The sequence below is a fragment of the Brucella rhizosphaerae genome (assembly GCF_002252475.1).
Classification (GTDB): Bacteria; Pseudomonadota; Alphaproteobacteria; order Rhizobiales; family Rhizobiaceae; genus Brucella; species Brucella rhizosphaerae.
Genome location: NZ_NNRK01000034.1, coordinates 561,574 through 576,770 on the forward strand (window position 1 = coordinate 561,574; position 15,197 = coordinate 576,770).

The window sequence follows — 15,197 nt, forward strand, 5'->3', positions numbered from 1 at the left end:
TAATAACGCATGTCTCCCAAAAGCGGGAACCGTTTTTCGGTTAAAGACATGCGTAAAAGCAAAGAAATAAAGCCGCCGTAGTGATGCGGCGGCTTTTTCATGGGAGGAGAAAACCATGGCACAGCTTGCACAAGAACAACAGGTTACTGCGACTGACGCAGCACTTGAACTCATAAAAGAACTGCAGGCCGAATATGGGCCGATCATGTTTCATCAGTCTGGCGGTTGCTGCGATGGTTCCTCGCCCATGTGTTATCCGCAAGGCGACTTGCTGTTGTCTGATGCCGATGTGAAGCTTGGCGAGATTGGTGGCGCCCCATTTTATATCAGTGGCTCGCAATACGAGGCCTGGAAGCATACCGAGCTGATCATAGATGTTGTGCCGGGGCGCGGCGGTATGTTCTCGCTCGATAATGGCCGTGAAAAACGCTTTCTTACCCGCTCCAGAATATGCACGATTTAAAGCATGTCTTCCAAAGAGGGGCACCGGTTTTGGGGATAAAGACATGCGTAAAAACAATAGTTAAAGCGCATCGCGCTTTAGCGCTTTGCGTTGATAGGCAAAGCAGCTAGGTAAAATATCGGGAATACCGGGGAGAGAGTACATAACGGCCATGGCCGCATCCAATAATAAAAGAGCGACAATCCATGATGTGGCACGTCTCGCTGGCGTGTCGATCAAGACAGTTTCAAGGGTCTATAATGATGAGCCCAATGTACGCGATGCGATCCGCGAGCGTGTAAGGGAAGCGGGAGCAGAGCTGCGCTATCGCCCCAATGCGGCAGCGCGCAATCTGGTTGAAAGACGCTCGCACCTCATTGGGCTTTTCTTTGAAAATCCAAGTCATAGCTATGTTACGGAATTGCAGAACGGTGCGCTGGATCGTCTGCGCGGCACCCGTTACCGACTGCTGATATTTCCGGTCGAAAACCGGGCCGATATTCGTGGTTCGCTGATTGAAACTGCACATGCTTCCGGGCTTGATGGAATTATCGTCACGCCCCCCATGTCAGATGATCCCGAGATTTTGCAGGAACTGACTGCTTCAGCCATGCCTTTTTCGCGTGTGGCCGGTGATTTTAACGTGCACCCGACCGACAGTGTGGCGATTGACGACGAAGCCGCCACCGTCGATTTGATGGACTACCTTCTCAAGCAAGGCCATACGAGGATTGCCATTGTTATTGGCGACCTGACGCATCGTTCGGCGCAATTACGACTTGAGGGCTATCGGCGGATGCTCGATGAGGCAGGCATTGAGCACAATCCCGATTATGAGGTTGGGGGCGGCTTTAGTTTCGCCAGCGGATTGACCGCAGGCAGAAAACTGATGGCGCTGCAAAAAAGGCCAACGGCCATTTTCGCTTCCAATGATGATATGGCGGCAGCCGTTCTGCAGATTGCTTATGACTATAAGCTGGACGTGCCCGGTGACCTGACCATTGTGGGCTTTGATGACAGTGCTATCGCCAGCATGGTTTCGCCGCAAATCACCACCGTTCGTCAGCCTATACGCGAGATGACCCGTGATGCCGTGGATATGCTTTTGCAGCAGATCGAGAGCGGCGAGGCGTCGCCTTCACGCCACGTCGAATACAAGCTGATTATCCGTCAGTCTTCCGGCAAAGCGGCAGAATAAAAAAGGGGCCGGTAATTCCGGCCCCTTTCGTTTTTAAGACGGAAGAACATCTTCCAGTCCCTTAGTCAGTTCCAGCGCTTGCCGTTCGAACATGCGGCGATAAATACCGCCCGGCTTACGGATAAGCGCATCGTGATCGCCTTCTTCAAGGATTTCGCCCTTGTCGAAGACCAGAAGCCGGTCAAGCGCACGAACCGTCGAAAGCCTGTGTGCAATGACAAGCGTTGTACGGCCAATCATCAGCCGTTCCATTGCCTGCTGGATCAGCAATTCCGATTCTGAATCAAGGCTCGAAGTTGCCTCATCCAGAATAAGGATCGGTGCGTCTGCCAGAAACGCACGGGCAATCGCCACACGCTGACGTTCACCACCAGAAAGCTTCACACCACGTTCGCCAACAAGCGTTGCATAGCCCTTTGGCAGACGCATGATGAAGTCATGCGCACTGGCAAGCATTGCCGCATGCTCAATCTCGGCCTGTGTTGCGCCGGGACGGGCATAAGCAATGTTTTCAGCCAGCGTCCGGTGAAACAGGATTGGCTCCTGCTGCACGATGGCAATCTGTGAACGCAGCGAAGCCTGTGTGACTTCTGCAATGTTCTGGTCGTCGATCTTAATGGCACCGCCACTGACATCGTAAAGACGCTGGATAAGCTTGACGAATGTCGTCTTGCCCGAACCTGAATGACCGACCAGACCAACCCGTTCGCCGGCTTCGATCTTGACCGAGAAGTCGCGATAAAGCGCTGCTGCGTGGTTGCCGTAATGGAAGGTGACGTTATCGAATGTGATTTCGCCATTTCCAATCTTGATTGCAGATGCACCGGGCCTGTCGGCAATGCCATAAGGCTCGGCTTCGATCTGAACCAGTTCTTCCATATCGTTGACCGAACGTTGCAGGTTGCGGATATGCATACCCACATCGCGCAGATAGCCTTGCAACATGAAGAACGCGGTCAGAACGAAGGTGATATCACCCGCCGTTGCTTTACCCTGGCTCCACAGATAGAGCGCAAAAGCAATGACCACGCCGCGCATGACCAGCAGATTTGCACCCTGAATGAAGCCGTTCAGTGTACCAATCAGCCATGTACGGCGTGTACGGCCGCGCCACTTGGTGACGACCTTTGCCAGACGCGCATCTTCACGACCTTCAGCACCGAAAGCCTTAACAACGGCATTACACGAAATGGCATCGGCCAAAGCGCCGCCCATGCGTGTATCCCAGCTGTTGGCAAGCGTTGCTGCAGGTGCAACAAAGCCCAGCGAAATCACGATCGTGCAGACGATGAAAAGCACCGAGCCGATTGCAACCAGAAAGCCCATCATAGGCCAATACCACGATAGCAGAGCAACCGAGCCTAGCAACATCAGTATAGACGGCAGCAGTGCGACGATCAGCGTGTCATTGAGCAAGTCGAGCGCCCACATGGCGCGCGAAACCTTACGCACTGTCGATCCCGCAAAGGCATTGGCATGCCAATCGGTTGAAAACCGTTGCAGCCTGCGGAACGAGCTTGCTGCCATGTCACTCATGATCTTCAGTGTGAAGTCTGTGATAACATAGAAGGTCAGCTGACGTGTTATGAGCGCGACTGCGCCTAACACAAGCAGAACGATCAGGGCCTCGATTGCGGCGTTCCATGCGTTGTCGCCGCTAAGCGAAAGCGCATCGACCAGCCGCCCGGAATAGAGCGGGGTCAAAACATCTGCGGCTGTTGCAAGCAGCATGCCGATAATCATCAGCGACAGCCGCACGGGCTGACTTCGCCAGTGGCTGAAAGTGTAGCCAAGGACATTGCGGAACGCAGGTCCCCGGAAATCTATACGAAACCGAGTCATATGAATAATACCAGCCCGCACAAAGACGGATTCCGGTTCCTTTAAAAGCATTTCCAGCAAAAGTGCGAAGCGGTTTTGCGTCGGACAATGCGTGAAACGAAGATAAAACAAGCAGCCGGTGAGGGCTGCAGCAAATTTGGAAGTTTTTAGGAATACGCCCTTTTAGGGAGGGCGGTCAGGCCTTAGCCTGAATTGCGGGCCAAAGACTTAAAGCTTGGAAGCGCCCGCGCAAACACCGGGCACCGACGGAAATGGATAGACACGCATCTCATACCTCTTGCCAGTGTTGCAGATGCGTGCACAATAAATGAGCAAATGTTTTTGCCAAGTGGCAAAATGTAAATTTTTGTTTTCACCACCTTGAGTGTGGCAAAAATACCAGCTTATATTTTTCTGGGCCAAGCCGCGAGCTTACGCGAAAAATGCGAAATGGTTGCGTGCAGCAACATCGTGAAGGCAGCTAACACAAACAGGCTGGCGAACATAAGATCGACCTTGGCGCGACCGTTGGCTAGAAGCATCAGATAGCCAAGTCCCCTTGATGCGCCCACCCATTCGCCCACAACGGCACCGATCGGCGCATAGACTGCAGCAAGGCTGAGGCCCGAGGCAAGTGATGGGAAGGCCGCAGGAATGCGCACGCGAAACAGAATATGCGTCCGTTTAGCGCCCAGATTTTCGGCTGCGTTGATAAGGGTTTGATCCGTGCGCTGCATACCGTCCAAAAAGGTGGAAACGACCGGGAAAAAGATCATCAGAATGGCGACAGCGATTTTTGATGCCGGGCCGTAGCCGAGCCATAGCGTGAGGATTGGAGCGAGTGCGAAAATCGGGATGGCCTGGCTGAATACCATGATGGGCATGACCAGTCTTTGCGCAAGCGGCGACATCATCAGGCCAATGGCGGTCAGTACGCCAATGGCGCTGCCAAGAAAAAGCCCGCCCAGCACTTCGCCAAAGGTCACAATCGCATTGTCTGCAATCAGTTGAGCATTGCTGAAAAGTGCTTTTACAACATCAAGCGGACCGGGCAGGATGAAGCGCGGCATCTGCCAGATACTCACCACAGCCTGCCAAAGTGCCAGCACCACAAACGCCGACAGAAATCCGTCGGCGATGCGTTTTTTACGGGAGCGAGAAACTACGCTCGTCACTTTGCTTTTAGCCCCATGCTCCAGAAGTCTGCTTCAAGCCTGCTTGCGGTTGCAAAAATCTGGCAGAGCTTTGGCCAGCGTGGGCTGCTCTCAAAATCTGTACCAATGCGATCTTTGGCGGCCTGATCAAAAAGCTTGCCCACCGTGTGGCACATCTCCTGATAATCGGCGCCTGCATAGGTGTCTATCCATTCCTGATAAGGCGTGTCAGCCTTTGCCATAGCGGCAAGATTGATCCCGATTTCACCATAACCATGTGCGCAAGGCACAAGGGCGGTCAGCAAATCAAGGAAGTCGCCCGCCTGTCCGCAATCCAGCACATAACGCGTATAGGCCAGGTTTTCCGGCTCTTCCCGCGTGGTGTAGAGGTCATCTTCGCTGATGCCTTCGCGTGCGCAGATGCCGACATGGAGTGGCAATTCGGTGACCGCCAGCCCATGCATGATTTCAGCGCAAAGCCGCGTTTCCTGCAAGCTGCCTGCCTTCACCACGCCAAGCGCAAAGGCGCGGGCATAGTGATGCAGATAAACATAATCCTGTCTGAGATAGTGCAGGAAAGCCGATTTTGGCAGCGTGCCATCGCCAAGCCCGCGCACGAATTCATGATCGATATAGGGCTTCCAGTCATCAAGTGTTGCGGCACGCAGACGGGTGAAAAGTTCAGACGAATAATGCGGTTGTGGGATCGTCATGACTTGTTCCCCTCAGCGTTCACGTCGATGGCAAATTTTTCGACAGGCAGGATCGAAGGTACGAGGCCGTTTTCCTTGAGATAGGCTTCGTAGCGGCTCCAGCGACCATAATCGAGGCTTGCGGGTGAGCGCGAGAACCGCGCGACCGTGTCTTTCCAGGCGCGCTGGTTCAACTCGTCTTTGAGCTCTGAACTGTAAGATGCAAACACGTCATAGCTCTGCTCTGGATGATTGACGATATATTGCGCAGCCTTTTCAGTGGCAGCGAGAAAGCGCGAAATCTTGTCTTTTTCAGCCGCGTCGAGCTTGTTGGAATTGGCGACATAAACCAGCTCGTCATAGACTGGTACGCCTTCTTCCTCTACGAAAAAGCACTTGCCCGCAACACCTTCAACGGCCATCTGGTTGAGTTCTACATTGCGATAAGCGCCCATCACCGCATCAACCTGTTTCGACATCAGCGATGGCGCGAGCGAGAAATTCACATTGATGAGTTCGACGTCTGAAAGCTGAATGTTATGGCGCGCGAGAATGGTGCCGAGCACAGTCTCTTCAACGCCCGCAACCGAGAAACCGATCTTCTTGCCCTTGAGATCAGCGATGGCATTCACCGAACCATCATCGCGTACCATCAGGCAATTCAGTGGGGAATCCACCAATGTGCCGACGCGGATAAGCGGAATATCGGCATGCACATCGAGATGCACCTGCTGCTGATAGGAAACTGCAAGGTCAGCCTGCCCAGCAGCAACCATTTTAGGCGGCACCGAAGCATCGGCGGGTGCCACGATGTCGACATCAAGCCCTGCATCCTTGAAGTAACCGAGCTTGTCGGCAACGATGATGGGGCCATGATCAGGGTTCACGTACCAGTCAAGAATGAGCTTGAATTTATCATTGGCTTCGGCGGCCGTGACTGACATCAGGGCGAACGAAGCCGTGGCGCTGAAAAGCGCAGCAAGAGCTAGTTTTTTCAATTTTATCCTCCAGAGACTACATTATGTGGGGGCGAGTAACGGTGATCCATTGCTTCACCCGGGCTTCAGGATCGGGGTTGAGAGTGATGTCGGTGACGACTGAGACAATGTCGGCACCAGCCTCAAACACGCCTTGTGCGCGATCGACATTCATGCCGCCGATGCCCACCAGCGGAATATCGCCGATGGCGGCTTTCCATTCACGCACGCGATCCAGACCCTGCTCATGCCATTTCATCTTTTTGAGAATGGTCGGATATACAGGGCCGAGTGCGATATAGGCGGGGTTGAGTGCGAGTGCGCGGTCCAGCTCTGTTGCATCATGACTGGAGATACCAAGTTTTATTCCGCTTGAACGGATTGCATCGAGATCGGCATCATCAAGGTCTTCCTGACCGAGATGAATGAAATCGCAACCCTCTTCAATCGCTAGTTTCCAATAGTCATTGACGACGAGCTGGCAGTCATGCGCTTCACACATGTTTCGTGCGGCACGGATTTCAGCGCGGAGTTCGGTGTCGTCCTTATCCTTGATACGCAACTGCACAAGTTTGATGCCAAGTGGCACCATACGTTTGAGCCAGTCTGCGCTGTCAAAGATCGGGTAGAACGGATCAAGGGCCATTACAAAAATGCCTTTCCGATAAGGGGAGTGGAGGGGGCGGCCATGTCGCGCGCGTCGATAGGGTCAGCTTCATAGGCGAGGCGACCGGCTTCAACAGCGAGCGCGAAAGCACGGGCCATTGCGGCGGGATCGCCAGCTTTGGCAACCGCTGTGTTGATCAGCACGGCGTCATAGCCAAGTTCCATTGCGTACGCTGCATGCGAGGGCACGCCGATGCCCGCATCCACCACCAGTGGAATGTCGGGAAAATGCGCGCGCATGGTTCTGAGCGCATAGGGATTGTTCAACCCGCGGCCCGAGCCGATGGGCGCACCCCATGGCATGAGCACTTTGCAACCAGCTTCCAGCAGCTTTTCAGCCACCACCAGATCGTCATTCATGTAAGGAAATACTTCAAAGCCTTCGTCGCAAAGGATGCGTGCCGCTTCCACCAGCCCGAAAGGGTCAGGCTGTAGCGTATCATGATCGCCGATGACTTCGAGTTTGATCCAGTTGGTACCAAAGACTTCGCGGGCCATTTGGGCTGTGGTGACTGCCTCGCGTGGTGTGTGGCAGCCAGCCGTATTGGGCAGGACCTGAACACTCAGTTGTTTGATGAGCGTCCAGAAATCCTGGCCCGCGCGCATGTCACCACTCTCGCGTCTCAGTGAAACCGTCACGATTTGCGTTTTTGACGCGCTGACACTATCCGCCAGAATGGCCGGTGAGGGATAAAGTGCTGTCCCAAGCAGCAAGCGGCTTTCAAACGTTTTTCCGTAAAACTCCAGCAACTTAACCTCCCTGCATCGGGGCGAGAACTTCGATGCGGTCGCCAGCCGAAATTTCGGTTGTTTCGCGCTCGTCGCCCGCGATGAATTCACCATTGAGTGCCGTTGCCACCACAGCCTCATCGAGCTCGATTTCTGTAAGCAACGCTGCAAGGTTGGCTGCTGTCGTCTCGACGACCTCGCCGTTGAGAACGATGGTCATGCTAGTTCCTCCAAAAACTCCGGTCTTTCTTCCGGTTGCGTTGCCGCTGCAACGGCCATACGTGCAACCGCTGGAGACAGCAGAAAACCGTGTCGGTACAACCCGTTGACATAAATGGTTTTGCCGCGCCTGCTCACACGCGGCAGATTATCGGGGAAGGCCGGGCGGGCATCGACGCCGGTTTCCAGAATTTCTGCTTCCCCAAAAGCGGGGTGCAAAGCATAGGCAGCACTCAGCATTTCCAGCGTTGAGCGAACGCTGATACCGCTCCGACTATCGCTTTCGATCATGGTCGCACCGATCATGTGAACGCCGTCACCGCGTGGCACGATGTAAAGCGGGATGCGTGGATGCAGCAGACGCACAGGACGACTGAGGTTGATGTCGCGCGAGCGCACCACCAGCATCTCACCTTTCACACCGCGAAGTTCGGTCAGCACATTGCGGGCGGCAAGGCCACGCGCGTCGACTATGATATCCGCGTCGAGCGGTGCTTCTTTTGCATCGGTACCAAGATGAAAGACCACGCCTTTTTTCTGCGACCGGTTTGCGAGTTCAATCAGCGTCTTGCGCGGGTCGAGGTGTCCTTCCTGTTCGAAGAACAATCCTTGTCGGAAGCGGCCAGCAAGATCGGGTTCCAGAGCATCGATACGCGTTTCATCGATGGTATCGAAAGCATCGGTTCGACGGGCAAAGCGGCGCAATTCGGTGGCGTCCCGCATATGCGACAGCACCAGTGTTCCTTCGCGTTTGACGCCAGATACATGGCGTTCCCACCAGCCAATGGCCTCCTGTCCGAGACGAACGACCGGCTCTTCAGCACTTTCGCCTTCGCACCAAGGTGCAAGCATGCCGCCAGCAAGCCAAGAGCAACAATCGCTGCCAATTTGCGGGCTGCGCGCAATGATGGTGACTGCATGGCCTTGATCGGTAAATTCAGCAGCAGTGACAAGGCCCGCGACGCCTGCGCCGATGATCGTAACCCGCATCACACCTGCTCCCTGATCTCTGTATTCCAGAGGGCATGAAAGTGATGCACAGGACCATGTCCGTGACCCACCTTAAGTTTGTCTGCGTTCTGGATAGCGCCTTGCAGATAGGTGTGTGCCTCTCGAAGAGCCTGCTCAAGCGAAAGGCTTTTGCCAAGGCCGGCCGCAAGTGCGGAGGAGAGTGTGCAACCCGTTCCATGCGTGTTTGCGGTGTAAATGCGCGGTGCTTCAAGCCGGAGTGTCGGCTGGCCACGGCGGATCAAAAGGTCAGTACAAATTGCCCCTTCCGCATGTCCGCCTTTCATCAAAACGGCATTGGCGCCAAGCTCAAGCAAAGCGTGACCCTGTTTCTCAGCATCGTCTTCATTGGCCGCTAACGATGCATCAAGAAGGCAGGCGGCTTCCGGCCTGTTGGGGGTTAAAACAGTTGCGAGCGGGATCAGCTTTTCGCGCAGAATTGAAATGGCGTCTTCACTTAACAAGCGGTCGCCTGATTTGGCGATCATCACCGGATCAAGAATGATGGGGCCGGAAAAATGGCTGAGCCCATGTGCGATTGCCTGAATAGTCTCAGGAACAGAAACCATGCCGATCTTGACCGCAGCGACATTGAGATCACTGAACACCGCATCAATCTGTCCGGCGACAATTTCCGGCGGCACATCATGCACCGCTGTCACGGCACGCGTGTTTTGCACCGTGATGGCAGCAATGACGCTGGCACCATAAACACCCAGTGCCGAAAAGGTTTTCAAGTCTGCCTGAATGCCCGCGCCGCCACTGCTGTCAGATCCAGCAATAGTCACGCATATGGGCACAGATGCCGCACTGCCGTTTGATGTGGTTCGGGAGAAACTGTTTTGTTGGTCCATCATATCGTCTCTCATTCCGAACGGAAAAATGAGACGTCATGAACCTGTTTGGAGCCTGAACTCCGATGAGGGAACTCCCTCGTCCGCGACGCGTCAAACTCCGTTCCCTACGCAGGTATTACCCGGATCAGGTTCAATGGGTTAACGCGATCAGCGTCTCTCAGCCTTTTGTGTCGCAATATCGGGTGGAAAACCGCTAAGCACTTTTCCTGATATTGCTTCGAAGGCACCCCAACGAATTTTGCGCTTTAAGGCATAGGCCGGAACGGCAGGCCGGTCAAGAGACAGAGCAGAGCTCTCTAAATCTAAAAATCAAAGGTGCTAATTTAGCGATTCCGATAATTTGTATATAATTTGTTAAAATTATACGCAGTAAGCTATCCACGGGATTGTTTCGTCCTGCTACAGACAGTTTGGTCTGATTCTCCAGACACGAAAACAGAGAACATCCGGTCAGGATATGTCTGATGAGGGGACAATGATGAGGAAGCGGGAAGCCGATCAGGCTCGCTCGGACAGTGCCATGGTTCGCACTTCCGAAGAAGATTTCCGCATTCTTTTTACGACCCATCCGACGCCAATGTGGGTCTATGATCCCGAAACATTACACTTCATCGTCATGAATAAAGCGGCCCATGGGCTCTATGGTTATTCCGTTGATGAAATACCCGGCATGACGGTGCTGGACATCCGTCCGCAGACCGAACGCGACAGAATGTTTGCTGCGGTGCGCGACAGGAGCGATCTGGAACGCCCGGAACGCTGGCAGCATCTGAAAGCCAACGGCAGGATCATCGATGTCCTGACATATGGGCGTCAGGTCATCTTTGATGGCAAACAGGCTATCCTTGCGATTGTGCAGGACATTACCGAGCTTGAAGAGGCCAATCGTCAGGCCAATCATGTGCAGTCATTGTTGGACAGTCTGGTCAATAATCTGCCGCTTGGTGTGTTCGTCAAGGATATGAAGGATCAGGGGCGTTATCTCCTCTACAATCAGGCGGCGTCCAGCATCAGTGGGCACGATATTGATCGGGTTATTGGTTCGATTGATGCAGAAATCTTTCCTGTTGAGGAAGCAAAGCTTCTGACCCAGCAGGACCGTTTGGCCATGCGCCGCGGCAGTGTTCTGACGGTCGAACGCGATATCCGTTGCGCTGATGGTAAGCCGCGTCGTATGCGCATTATCAAGCGCTCGATCCCTCCGATTGAGGGCGATCAGCCGCGGTATCTCATTGGTATGATAGAAGATACGACGGAGCGGCGACAGATTGAGGAACGGATGGCGCATGTCGCCATGCATGACAGTCTGACGGATTTACCCAATCGGGCCTATTTCTCGCAGCATATTGCCGGGGTGTTGAAAAAGAGAGAGTGCGCGCCCGCATTCGCGCTGTTTTATCTCGACATTGATCATTTCAAGAACATCAATGACAGCAGAGGTCATCAGATTGGTGATCTGCTTCTCCAGCAAGTGGCGGTTCGTCTCAAGAACATCATCAGCGATCAGTTTATCGCGCGGCTTGGTGGCGATGAATTCGCCATCATCTATCCCTGCGATAAGGTTGAGCAGATCGCCATGTTTGCCGATCGTCTTCTTTCGGCGTTCCAGGATCCGTTTGATCTTGGCGACATTTCTGAATTTGTGACATGCAGCATTGGTATTGCGCAGGCACCGATACACGGTGACGATCCCGATGTGCTGATGCGCAATGTCGATCTTGCACTTTATGCGGCCAAGGCAGATGGCAGACGGACCTTCTGCTTTTACCAGCATTCCCTGCGTCTTGCCGTTGAGAAACGCCATGCCATGACGACCGATTTAAGGCTGGCTTTGGCGGCGCAACAGTTTGAGTTGCATTATCAGCCAATCTTCAACCTTGAATCCGGGCGTATATCCGGTTTTGAAGCCTTGCTACGTTGGTATCATCCCGTATTGGGCCTGGTGTCACCGGCAGAGTTTATTCCAATTGCCGAAGAGGCAGGATTGATCAGTCCGATTGGTGACTGGGTGCTTGGTGAGGCATGTCGTGAGGCGGCTTCATGGCCCGACGACATCAAGGTTTCGGTCAATCTTTCGCCTGTCCAGTTCAATCAGTGCGCGTTGCTTGAATCCGTGAAGGATGCATTGCGTTCCGCGCGGCTTTCGCCGGATAGACTGGAGTTGGAAATTACGGAATCGGTCTTTCTGCAAAACAGCAAACACAATATCGAATTGTTGTTCGAGCTACGCCGGTTGGGCGTACGCATTGCGATGGATGATTTTGGCACTGGGTATTCATCGCTGAGCTATCTGCGATCGTTCCCTTTCGACAAGATCAAGGTGGACCGCAGCTTTGTTTCCGGCATTGAGGTCGACACCCGCGATCTGGCAATCATTCAGGCTGTTGCAACACTTGGTGCTGGCTTCAAGATTGTCACGACCGCCGAAGGTGTGGAGACGACACAACAGCTTGAATGTCTGCGCCGCCAGAATTTCGGTGAAGTGCAGGGTTTCCTCATGGGACGTCCGATGCCTGCGGCGGATGTGCCGGAGTTCATTCAGACCCGGTGCGGATCCATTCTGGCCGTCATGCAGCCGCAAAACGAAATGGCAGTCTGAAAATCATTCCACATTAAGGCTTGACCTTCCAACGGTGGGAAGGGTTACTTATGATGCAACTCATAGTGTTGCCTCTTAAAATTGGGGCCGAAAGGGATTGCCGTGAACAAGCCAGTCAAGCCAGTCAGGCCGGAAGCCACAAGTTTTGCCATTCCCGTTGAGGGTATGAGCTGCGCGTCCTGTGTTTCTTCCATTGAAAAAGCAGTGGCAAAAGTGCCAGGCGTCGACAAAGTTCTGGTCAATCTTGCAACCGAACGCGCTGATGTAACCTTTAAAGCCGCACCCGATATGCCTGCGGTCATCGATGCAATCCGCAAAGCTGGTTACGACGTGCCATCCGGAAGTGCCGATCTCGCCATTGAGGGTATGACCTGCGCATCCTGCGTCAGCAAGGTTGAGAAGGCGCTGAATGCCGTTCCGGGCGTAACGCGCGCCAGCGTCAATCTTGCGACCGAGCGCGCGCATGTAGAGCTCGCCGGACAGGTGTCGTTGAGTGACCTTATCAAGGCTGTCGGGACCGCTGGTTATGAGGCCCGTTCGCTTGATGAAGCGCGCAATGACACGAAGCAGGAAACGCAGTCCGACAAGCGCGATGCGGAAGCAGCGGAACTGAAAAAGAGCGTTATCCTTGCCGCTGTTCTGACGCTGCCGGTTTTCATTCTCGAGATGGGATCGCATATCATTCCGGCTGTACACATGTTCGTCATGGACACGATCGGAATGCAGAACAGCTGGTACTTCCAGTTTGTTCTCACCACCCTGGTGCTGTTCGGTCCCGGCATGCGCTTCTTCAAAAAGGGCATACCGGCGTTGATGCGTGGCACACCGGATATGAATTCGCTGGTGGTGGTCGGAACGACAGCTGCATGGGGCTTCTCTGTCGTTGCAACCTTCTGGCCTGATATTCTGCCCCAGGGCACAATCAATATTTACTTCGAGGCAGCAGCAGTCATTGTCACGTTGATCCTGATCGGCCGTTATCTTGAGGCGCGCGCGAAGGGCCGTACTTCGGCTGCAATCAGTCGGCTGGTGGGTTTGCAGGCAAAATCTGCACGTGTGGTGCGCGATGGCGAAGCGATTGACGTGTCGCTCGAAGATGTTCGCGTAGGCGATATCGTGCAGGTGCGGCCGGGCGAAAAGGTGCCAGTCGACGGTGAAGTGATCGAGGGCTCGTCCTACGTGGATGAATCGATGATCACCGGCGAGCCGGTTCCTGTTGCCAAGGAGGAAGGTGCCGAAGTTGTAGGTGGTACGATCAACAAAACAGGCGCATTCACCTTCCGCGCGACCAAGGTTGGTCGCGATATGGTGATCTCGCAGATTGTTCGCATGGTCGAGGATGCCCAAGCAGACAAGCTGCCTATTCAGGCCAGGGTCGATAAAGTCACTGGCTGGTTTGTGCCTGCAGTTTTGGTGGCAGCGGCGCTGACCTTCGTGATCTGGCTGGTGATCGGTGGCACGGGCATGATGGGCTATGCGTTGGTCAATGCGATCGCGGTGGTCATCATTGCATGTCCATGTGCCATGGGTCTTGCAACGCCGACTTCGATCATGGTCGGAACGGGCCGTGCAGCCGAATTTGGTGTGCTGTTCCGTCGAGGTGATGCGCTGCAAACTCTGCGTGATGCCTCGGTGATCGCTGTCGATAAGACTGGCACACTCACGCAAGGCAAGCCAGCACTGGCACATTTCGCTGTTGTCGATGGCTTTGACAAGAATGAAGCACTGGCGCTGATTGCTGCTGTGGAAGCTCGTTCCGAGCATCCGATTGCCGATGCCATTGTTACTGCGGCAAAGGAAAAAAGTCTTAAGCTTGCGGATGTTTCAGCCTTTGAATCTGTTCCGGGCTTTGGCTTGAAAGCCAGCGTTTCAGGTCGTGAGGTCGCTATTGGTGCTGATCGCTATATGGCAAAAATCGGCCATGACGTGGCTGTTTTTGCAAATGACGCCAGTCGCCTTGGTGATGAAGGCCAGACACCGCTTTATGCAGCAATTGATGGCAGGCTCGCAGCGATCATCACGGTTGCCGATCCTATGAAGGAAACCACGCCAGCTGCGATTGCTGCAATGCATGAACAGGGTTTGAAAGTGGCTATGATTACGGGCGATAATCGTCGCACGGCACAGGCCATTGCCAAGCGTCTGGGTATTGATGAAGTGGTGGCTGAAGTGTTGCCTGACGGTAAGGTTGAAGCACTGAAGCGTCTCTCTGCAGGTGGCAAGCGCATCGCCTTTGTCGGCGACGGTATTAATGATGCGCCTGCCTTGGCTGCCGCAGATGTGGGTATCGCCATTGGTACGGGTACGGATATCGCGATTGAAAGCGCTGACGTGGTGCTGATGTCGGGGGATCTGCGTGGTGTCGTCAATGCAATCGCTATTTCGAAGGCAACGATCCGCAATATCAGTGAAAACCTGTTCTGGGCCTTTGCCTATAATGTGGCGCTGATCCCGGTTGCAGCCGGCATCCTCTATCCGTTTACAGGAACATTGTTGTCCCCGGTTCTGGCTGCTGGCGCCATGGCGCTTTCAAGCATCTTCGTCCTGAGCAATGCTCTGCGACTGAAGGGCTTTAAGAGTCCGATGGCGAGCTGATAAAAGAAATATTGGAATATTTACATCGGCAGTCGTAAAGGCTGCCGATTCATTAATTTGAATTTTTAGATATACGCCTCTGGATTTTTCATTTTACAGCCTATGTGGATGAACAGGCAGCATAGTGTTGCGCGGCAAAGGATTTGCTGCGACACTCCCACCCAAATCAGGAATACCTCGAATTCGGTTTAATCCGTGCAGCTTTCAATAGATTAACAGTCATGCACGGCGGGACTGCAG

Annotated in this window: 13 protein-coding genes and 1 riboswitch; of the genes, 4 read left to right on the forward strand and 9 right to left on the reverse strand. The window is 53.9% G+C overall.

Annotation, left to right across the window (positions count from 1 at the left end; genetic code table 11):
- Window positions 1-115: 115 nt before the first annotated feature.
- Window positions 116-463, forward strand: coding sequence for a DUF779 domain-containing protein (locus tag CEV32_RS19740; RefSeq protein WP_094578796.1), 348 nt, complete (start codon window positions 116-118; stop codon window positions 461-463).
- 151 nt (window positions 464-614) lie between these two features.
- On the forward strand, window positions 615-1,640 hold the full coding sequence (locus CEV32_RS19745; RefSeq protein WP_094578797.1) for a LacI family DNA-binding transcriptional regulator: 1,026 nt from the start codon (window positions 615-617) through the stop codon (window positions 1,638-1,640).
- A gap of 33 nt (window positions 1,641-1,673) precedes the next feature.
- On the opposite strand, the gene CEV32_RS19750 is transcribed toward CEV32_RS19745, so the two are convergent.
- The 9 genes from CEV32_RS19750 to thiD form a co-directional block, all read right to left on the reverse strand.
- On the reverse strand, window positions 1,674-3,482 hold the full coding sequence (locus CEV32_RS19750; protein WP_094579185.1) for an ABC transporter ATP-binding protein: 1,809 nt from the start codon (window positions 3,480-3,482) through the stop codon (window positions 1,674-1,676).
- 383 nt (window positions 3,483-3,865) lie between these two features.
- The gene (locus CEV32_RS19755) at window positions 3,866-4,636 is read right to left on the reverse strand and encodes an ABC transporter permease (RefSeq protein WP_094578798.1); all 771 of its coding nucleotides are present in this window, start codon (window positions 4,634-4,636) and stop codon (window positions 3,866-3,868) included.
- Complete coding sequence (tenA, locus tag CEV32_RS19760) at window positions 4,633-5,328, reverse strand: thiaminase II (RefSeq protein ID WP_094578799.1); 696 nt, start codon at window positions 5,326-5,328, stop codon at window positions 4,633-4,635. The genes CEV32_RS19755 and tenA overlap by 4 nt, the downstream gene beginning before the upstream one ends.
- On the reverse strand, window positions 5,325-6,305 hold the full coding sequence (locus tag CEV32_RS19765; protein WP_094578800.1) for an ABC transporter substrate-binding protein: 981 nt from the start codon (window positions 6,303-6,305) through the stop codon (window positions 5,325-5,327). The genes tenA and CEV32_RS19765 overlap by 4 nt, the downstream gene beginning before the upstream one ends.
- Window positions 6,306-6,321: 16 nt before the next feature.
- Entirely contained in the window at window positions 6,322-6,930 is a 609-nt protein-coding gene (locus tag CEV32_RS19770) for a thiamine phosphate synthase (protein ID WP_094578801.1), read from the reverse strand.
- Window positions 6,930-7,700, reverse strand: a complete 771-nt coding sequence (locus CEV32_RS19775; protein WP_094578802.1) for a thiazole synthase — start codon at window positions 7,698-7,700, stop codon at window positions 6,930-6,932. The genes CEV32_RS19770 and CEV32_RS19775 overlap by 1 nt, the downstream gene beginning before the upstream one ends.
- A gap of 1 nt (window position 7,701) precedes the next feature.
- Window positions 7,702-7,899 (reverse strand): sulfur carrier protein ThiS, encoded by a 198-nt coding sequence (thiS, locus tag CEV32_RS19780; protein WP_094578803.1) that lies wholly within the window; start codon window positions 7,897-7,899, stop codon window positions 7,702-7,704.
- The gene (locus CEV32_RS19785; protein WP_094578804.1) at window positions 7,896-8,888 is read right to left on the reverse strand and encodes an FAD-dependent oxidoreductase; all 993 of its coding nucleotides are present in this window, start codon (window positions 8,886-8,888) and stop codon (window positions 7,896-7,898) included. Before CEV32_RS19785 ends, thiS begins: the two co-directional genes overlap by 4 nt.
- Window positions 8,888-9,760, reverse strand: coding sequence for a bifunctional hydroxymethylpyrimidine kinase/phosphomethylpyrimidine kinase (gene thiD, locus CEV32_RS19790; protein WP_094579186.1), 873 nt, complete (start codon window positions 9,758-9,760; stop codon window positions 8,888-8,890). The genes CEV32_RS19785 and thiD overlap by 1 nt, the downstream gene beginning before the upstream one ends.
- An 87-nt stretch (window positions 9,761-9,847) precedes the next feature.
- Window positions 9,848-10,004, reverse strand: a riboswitch (TPP riboswitch).
- A 237-nt stretch (window positions 10,005-10,241) separates the two neighbouring features.
- Here thiD and CEV32_RS19795 point away from each other — a divergent pair.
- Together CEV32_RS19795 and CEV32_RS19800 are read left to right on the forward strand one after the other, a co-directional pair.
- Window positions 10,242-12,362, forward strand: a complete 2,121-nt coding sequence (locus tag CEV32_RS19795) for a putative bifunctional diguanylate cyclase/phosphodiesterase (RefSeq protein ID WP_094579187.1) — start codon at window positions 10,242-10,244, stop codon at window positions 12,360-12,362.
- Window positions 12,363-12,527: 165 nt separating this feature from the next.
- Window positions 12,528-14,957: a heavy metal translocating P-type ATPase gene (locus CEV32_RS19800; protein WP_374883154.1), complete on the forward strand. Its 2,430-nt coding sequence runs from the start codon at window positions 12,528-12,530 to the stop codon at window positions 14,955-14,957.
- The last annotated feature ends 240 nt before the right edge of the window (window positions 14,958-15,197 follow it).

Bases quoted from the DNA above. Each gene is read 5' to 3' on its own strand.
- thiS (WP_094578803.1), bottom strand. From the start codon at position 7,899: ATGACCATCGTTCTCAACGGCGAGGTCGTCGAGACGACAGCAGCCAAC.
- CEV32_RS19750 (WP_094579185.1), bottom strand. From the start codon at position 3,482: ATGACTCGGTTTCGTATAGATTTCCGGGGACCTGCGTTCCGCAATGTC.
- CEV32_RS19800 (WP_374883154.1), top strand. From the start codon at position 12,528: ATGAGCTGCGCGTCCTGTGTTTCTTCCATTGAAAAAGCAGTGGCAAAA.
- CEV32_RS19785 (WP_094578804.1), bottom strand. From the start codon at position 8,888: ATGCGGGTTACGATCATCGGCGCAGGCGTCGCGGGCCTTGTCACTGCT.
- CEV32_RS19795 (WP_094579187.1), top strand. From the start codon at position 10,242: ATGAGGAAGCGGGAAGCCGATCAGGCTCGCTCGGACAGTGCCATGGTT.
- tenA (WP_094578799.1), bottom strand. From the start codon at position 5,328: ATGACGATCCCACAACCGCATTATTCGTCTGAACTTTTCACCCGTCTG.
- CEV32_RS19770 (WP_094578801.1), bottom strand. From the start codon at position 6,930: ATGGCCCTTGATCCGTTCTACCCGATCTTTGACAGCGCAGACTGGCTC.
- thiD (WP_094579186.1), bottom strand. From the start codon at position 9,760: ATGGACCAACAAAACAGTTTCTCCCGAACCACATCAAACGGCAGTGCG.
- CEV32_RS19740 (WP_094578796.1), top strand. From the start codon at position 116: ATGGCACAGCTTGCACAAGAACAACAGGTTACTGCGACTGACGCAGCA.
- CEV32_RS19745 (WP_094578797.1), top strand. From the start codon at position 615: ATGGCCGCATCCAATAATAAAAGAGCGACAATCCATGATGTGGCACGT.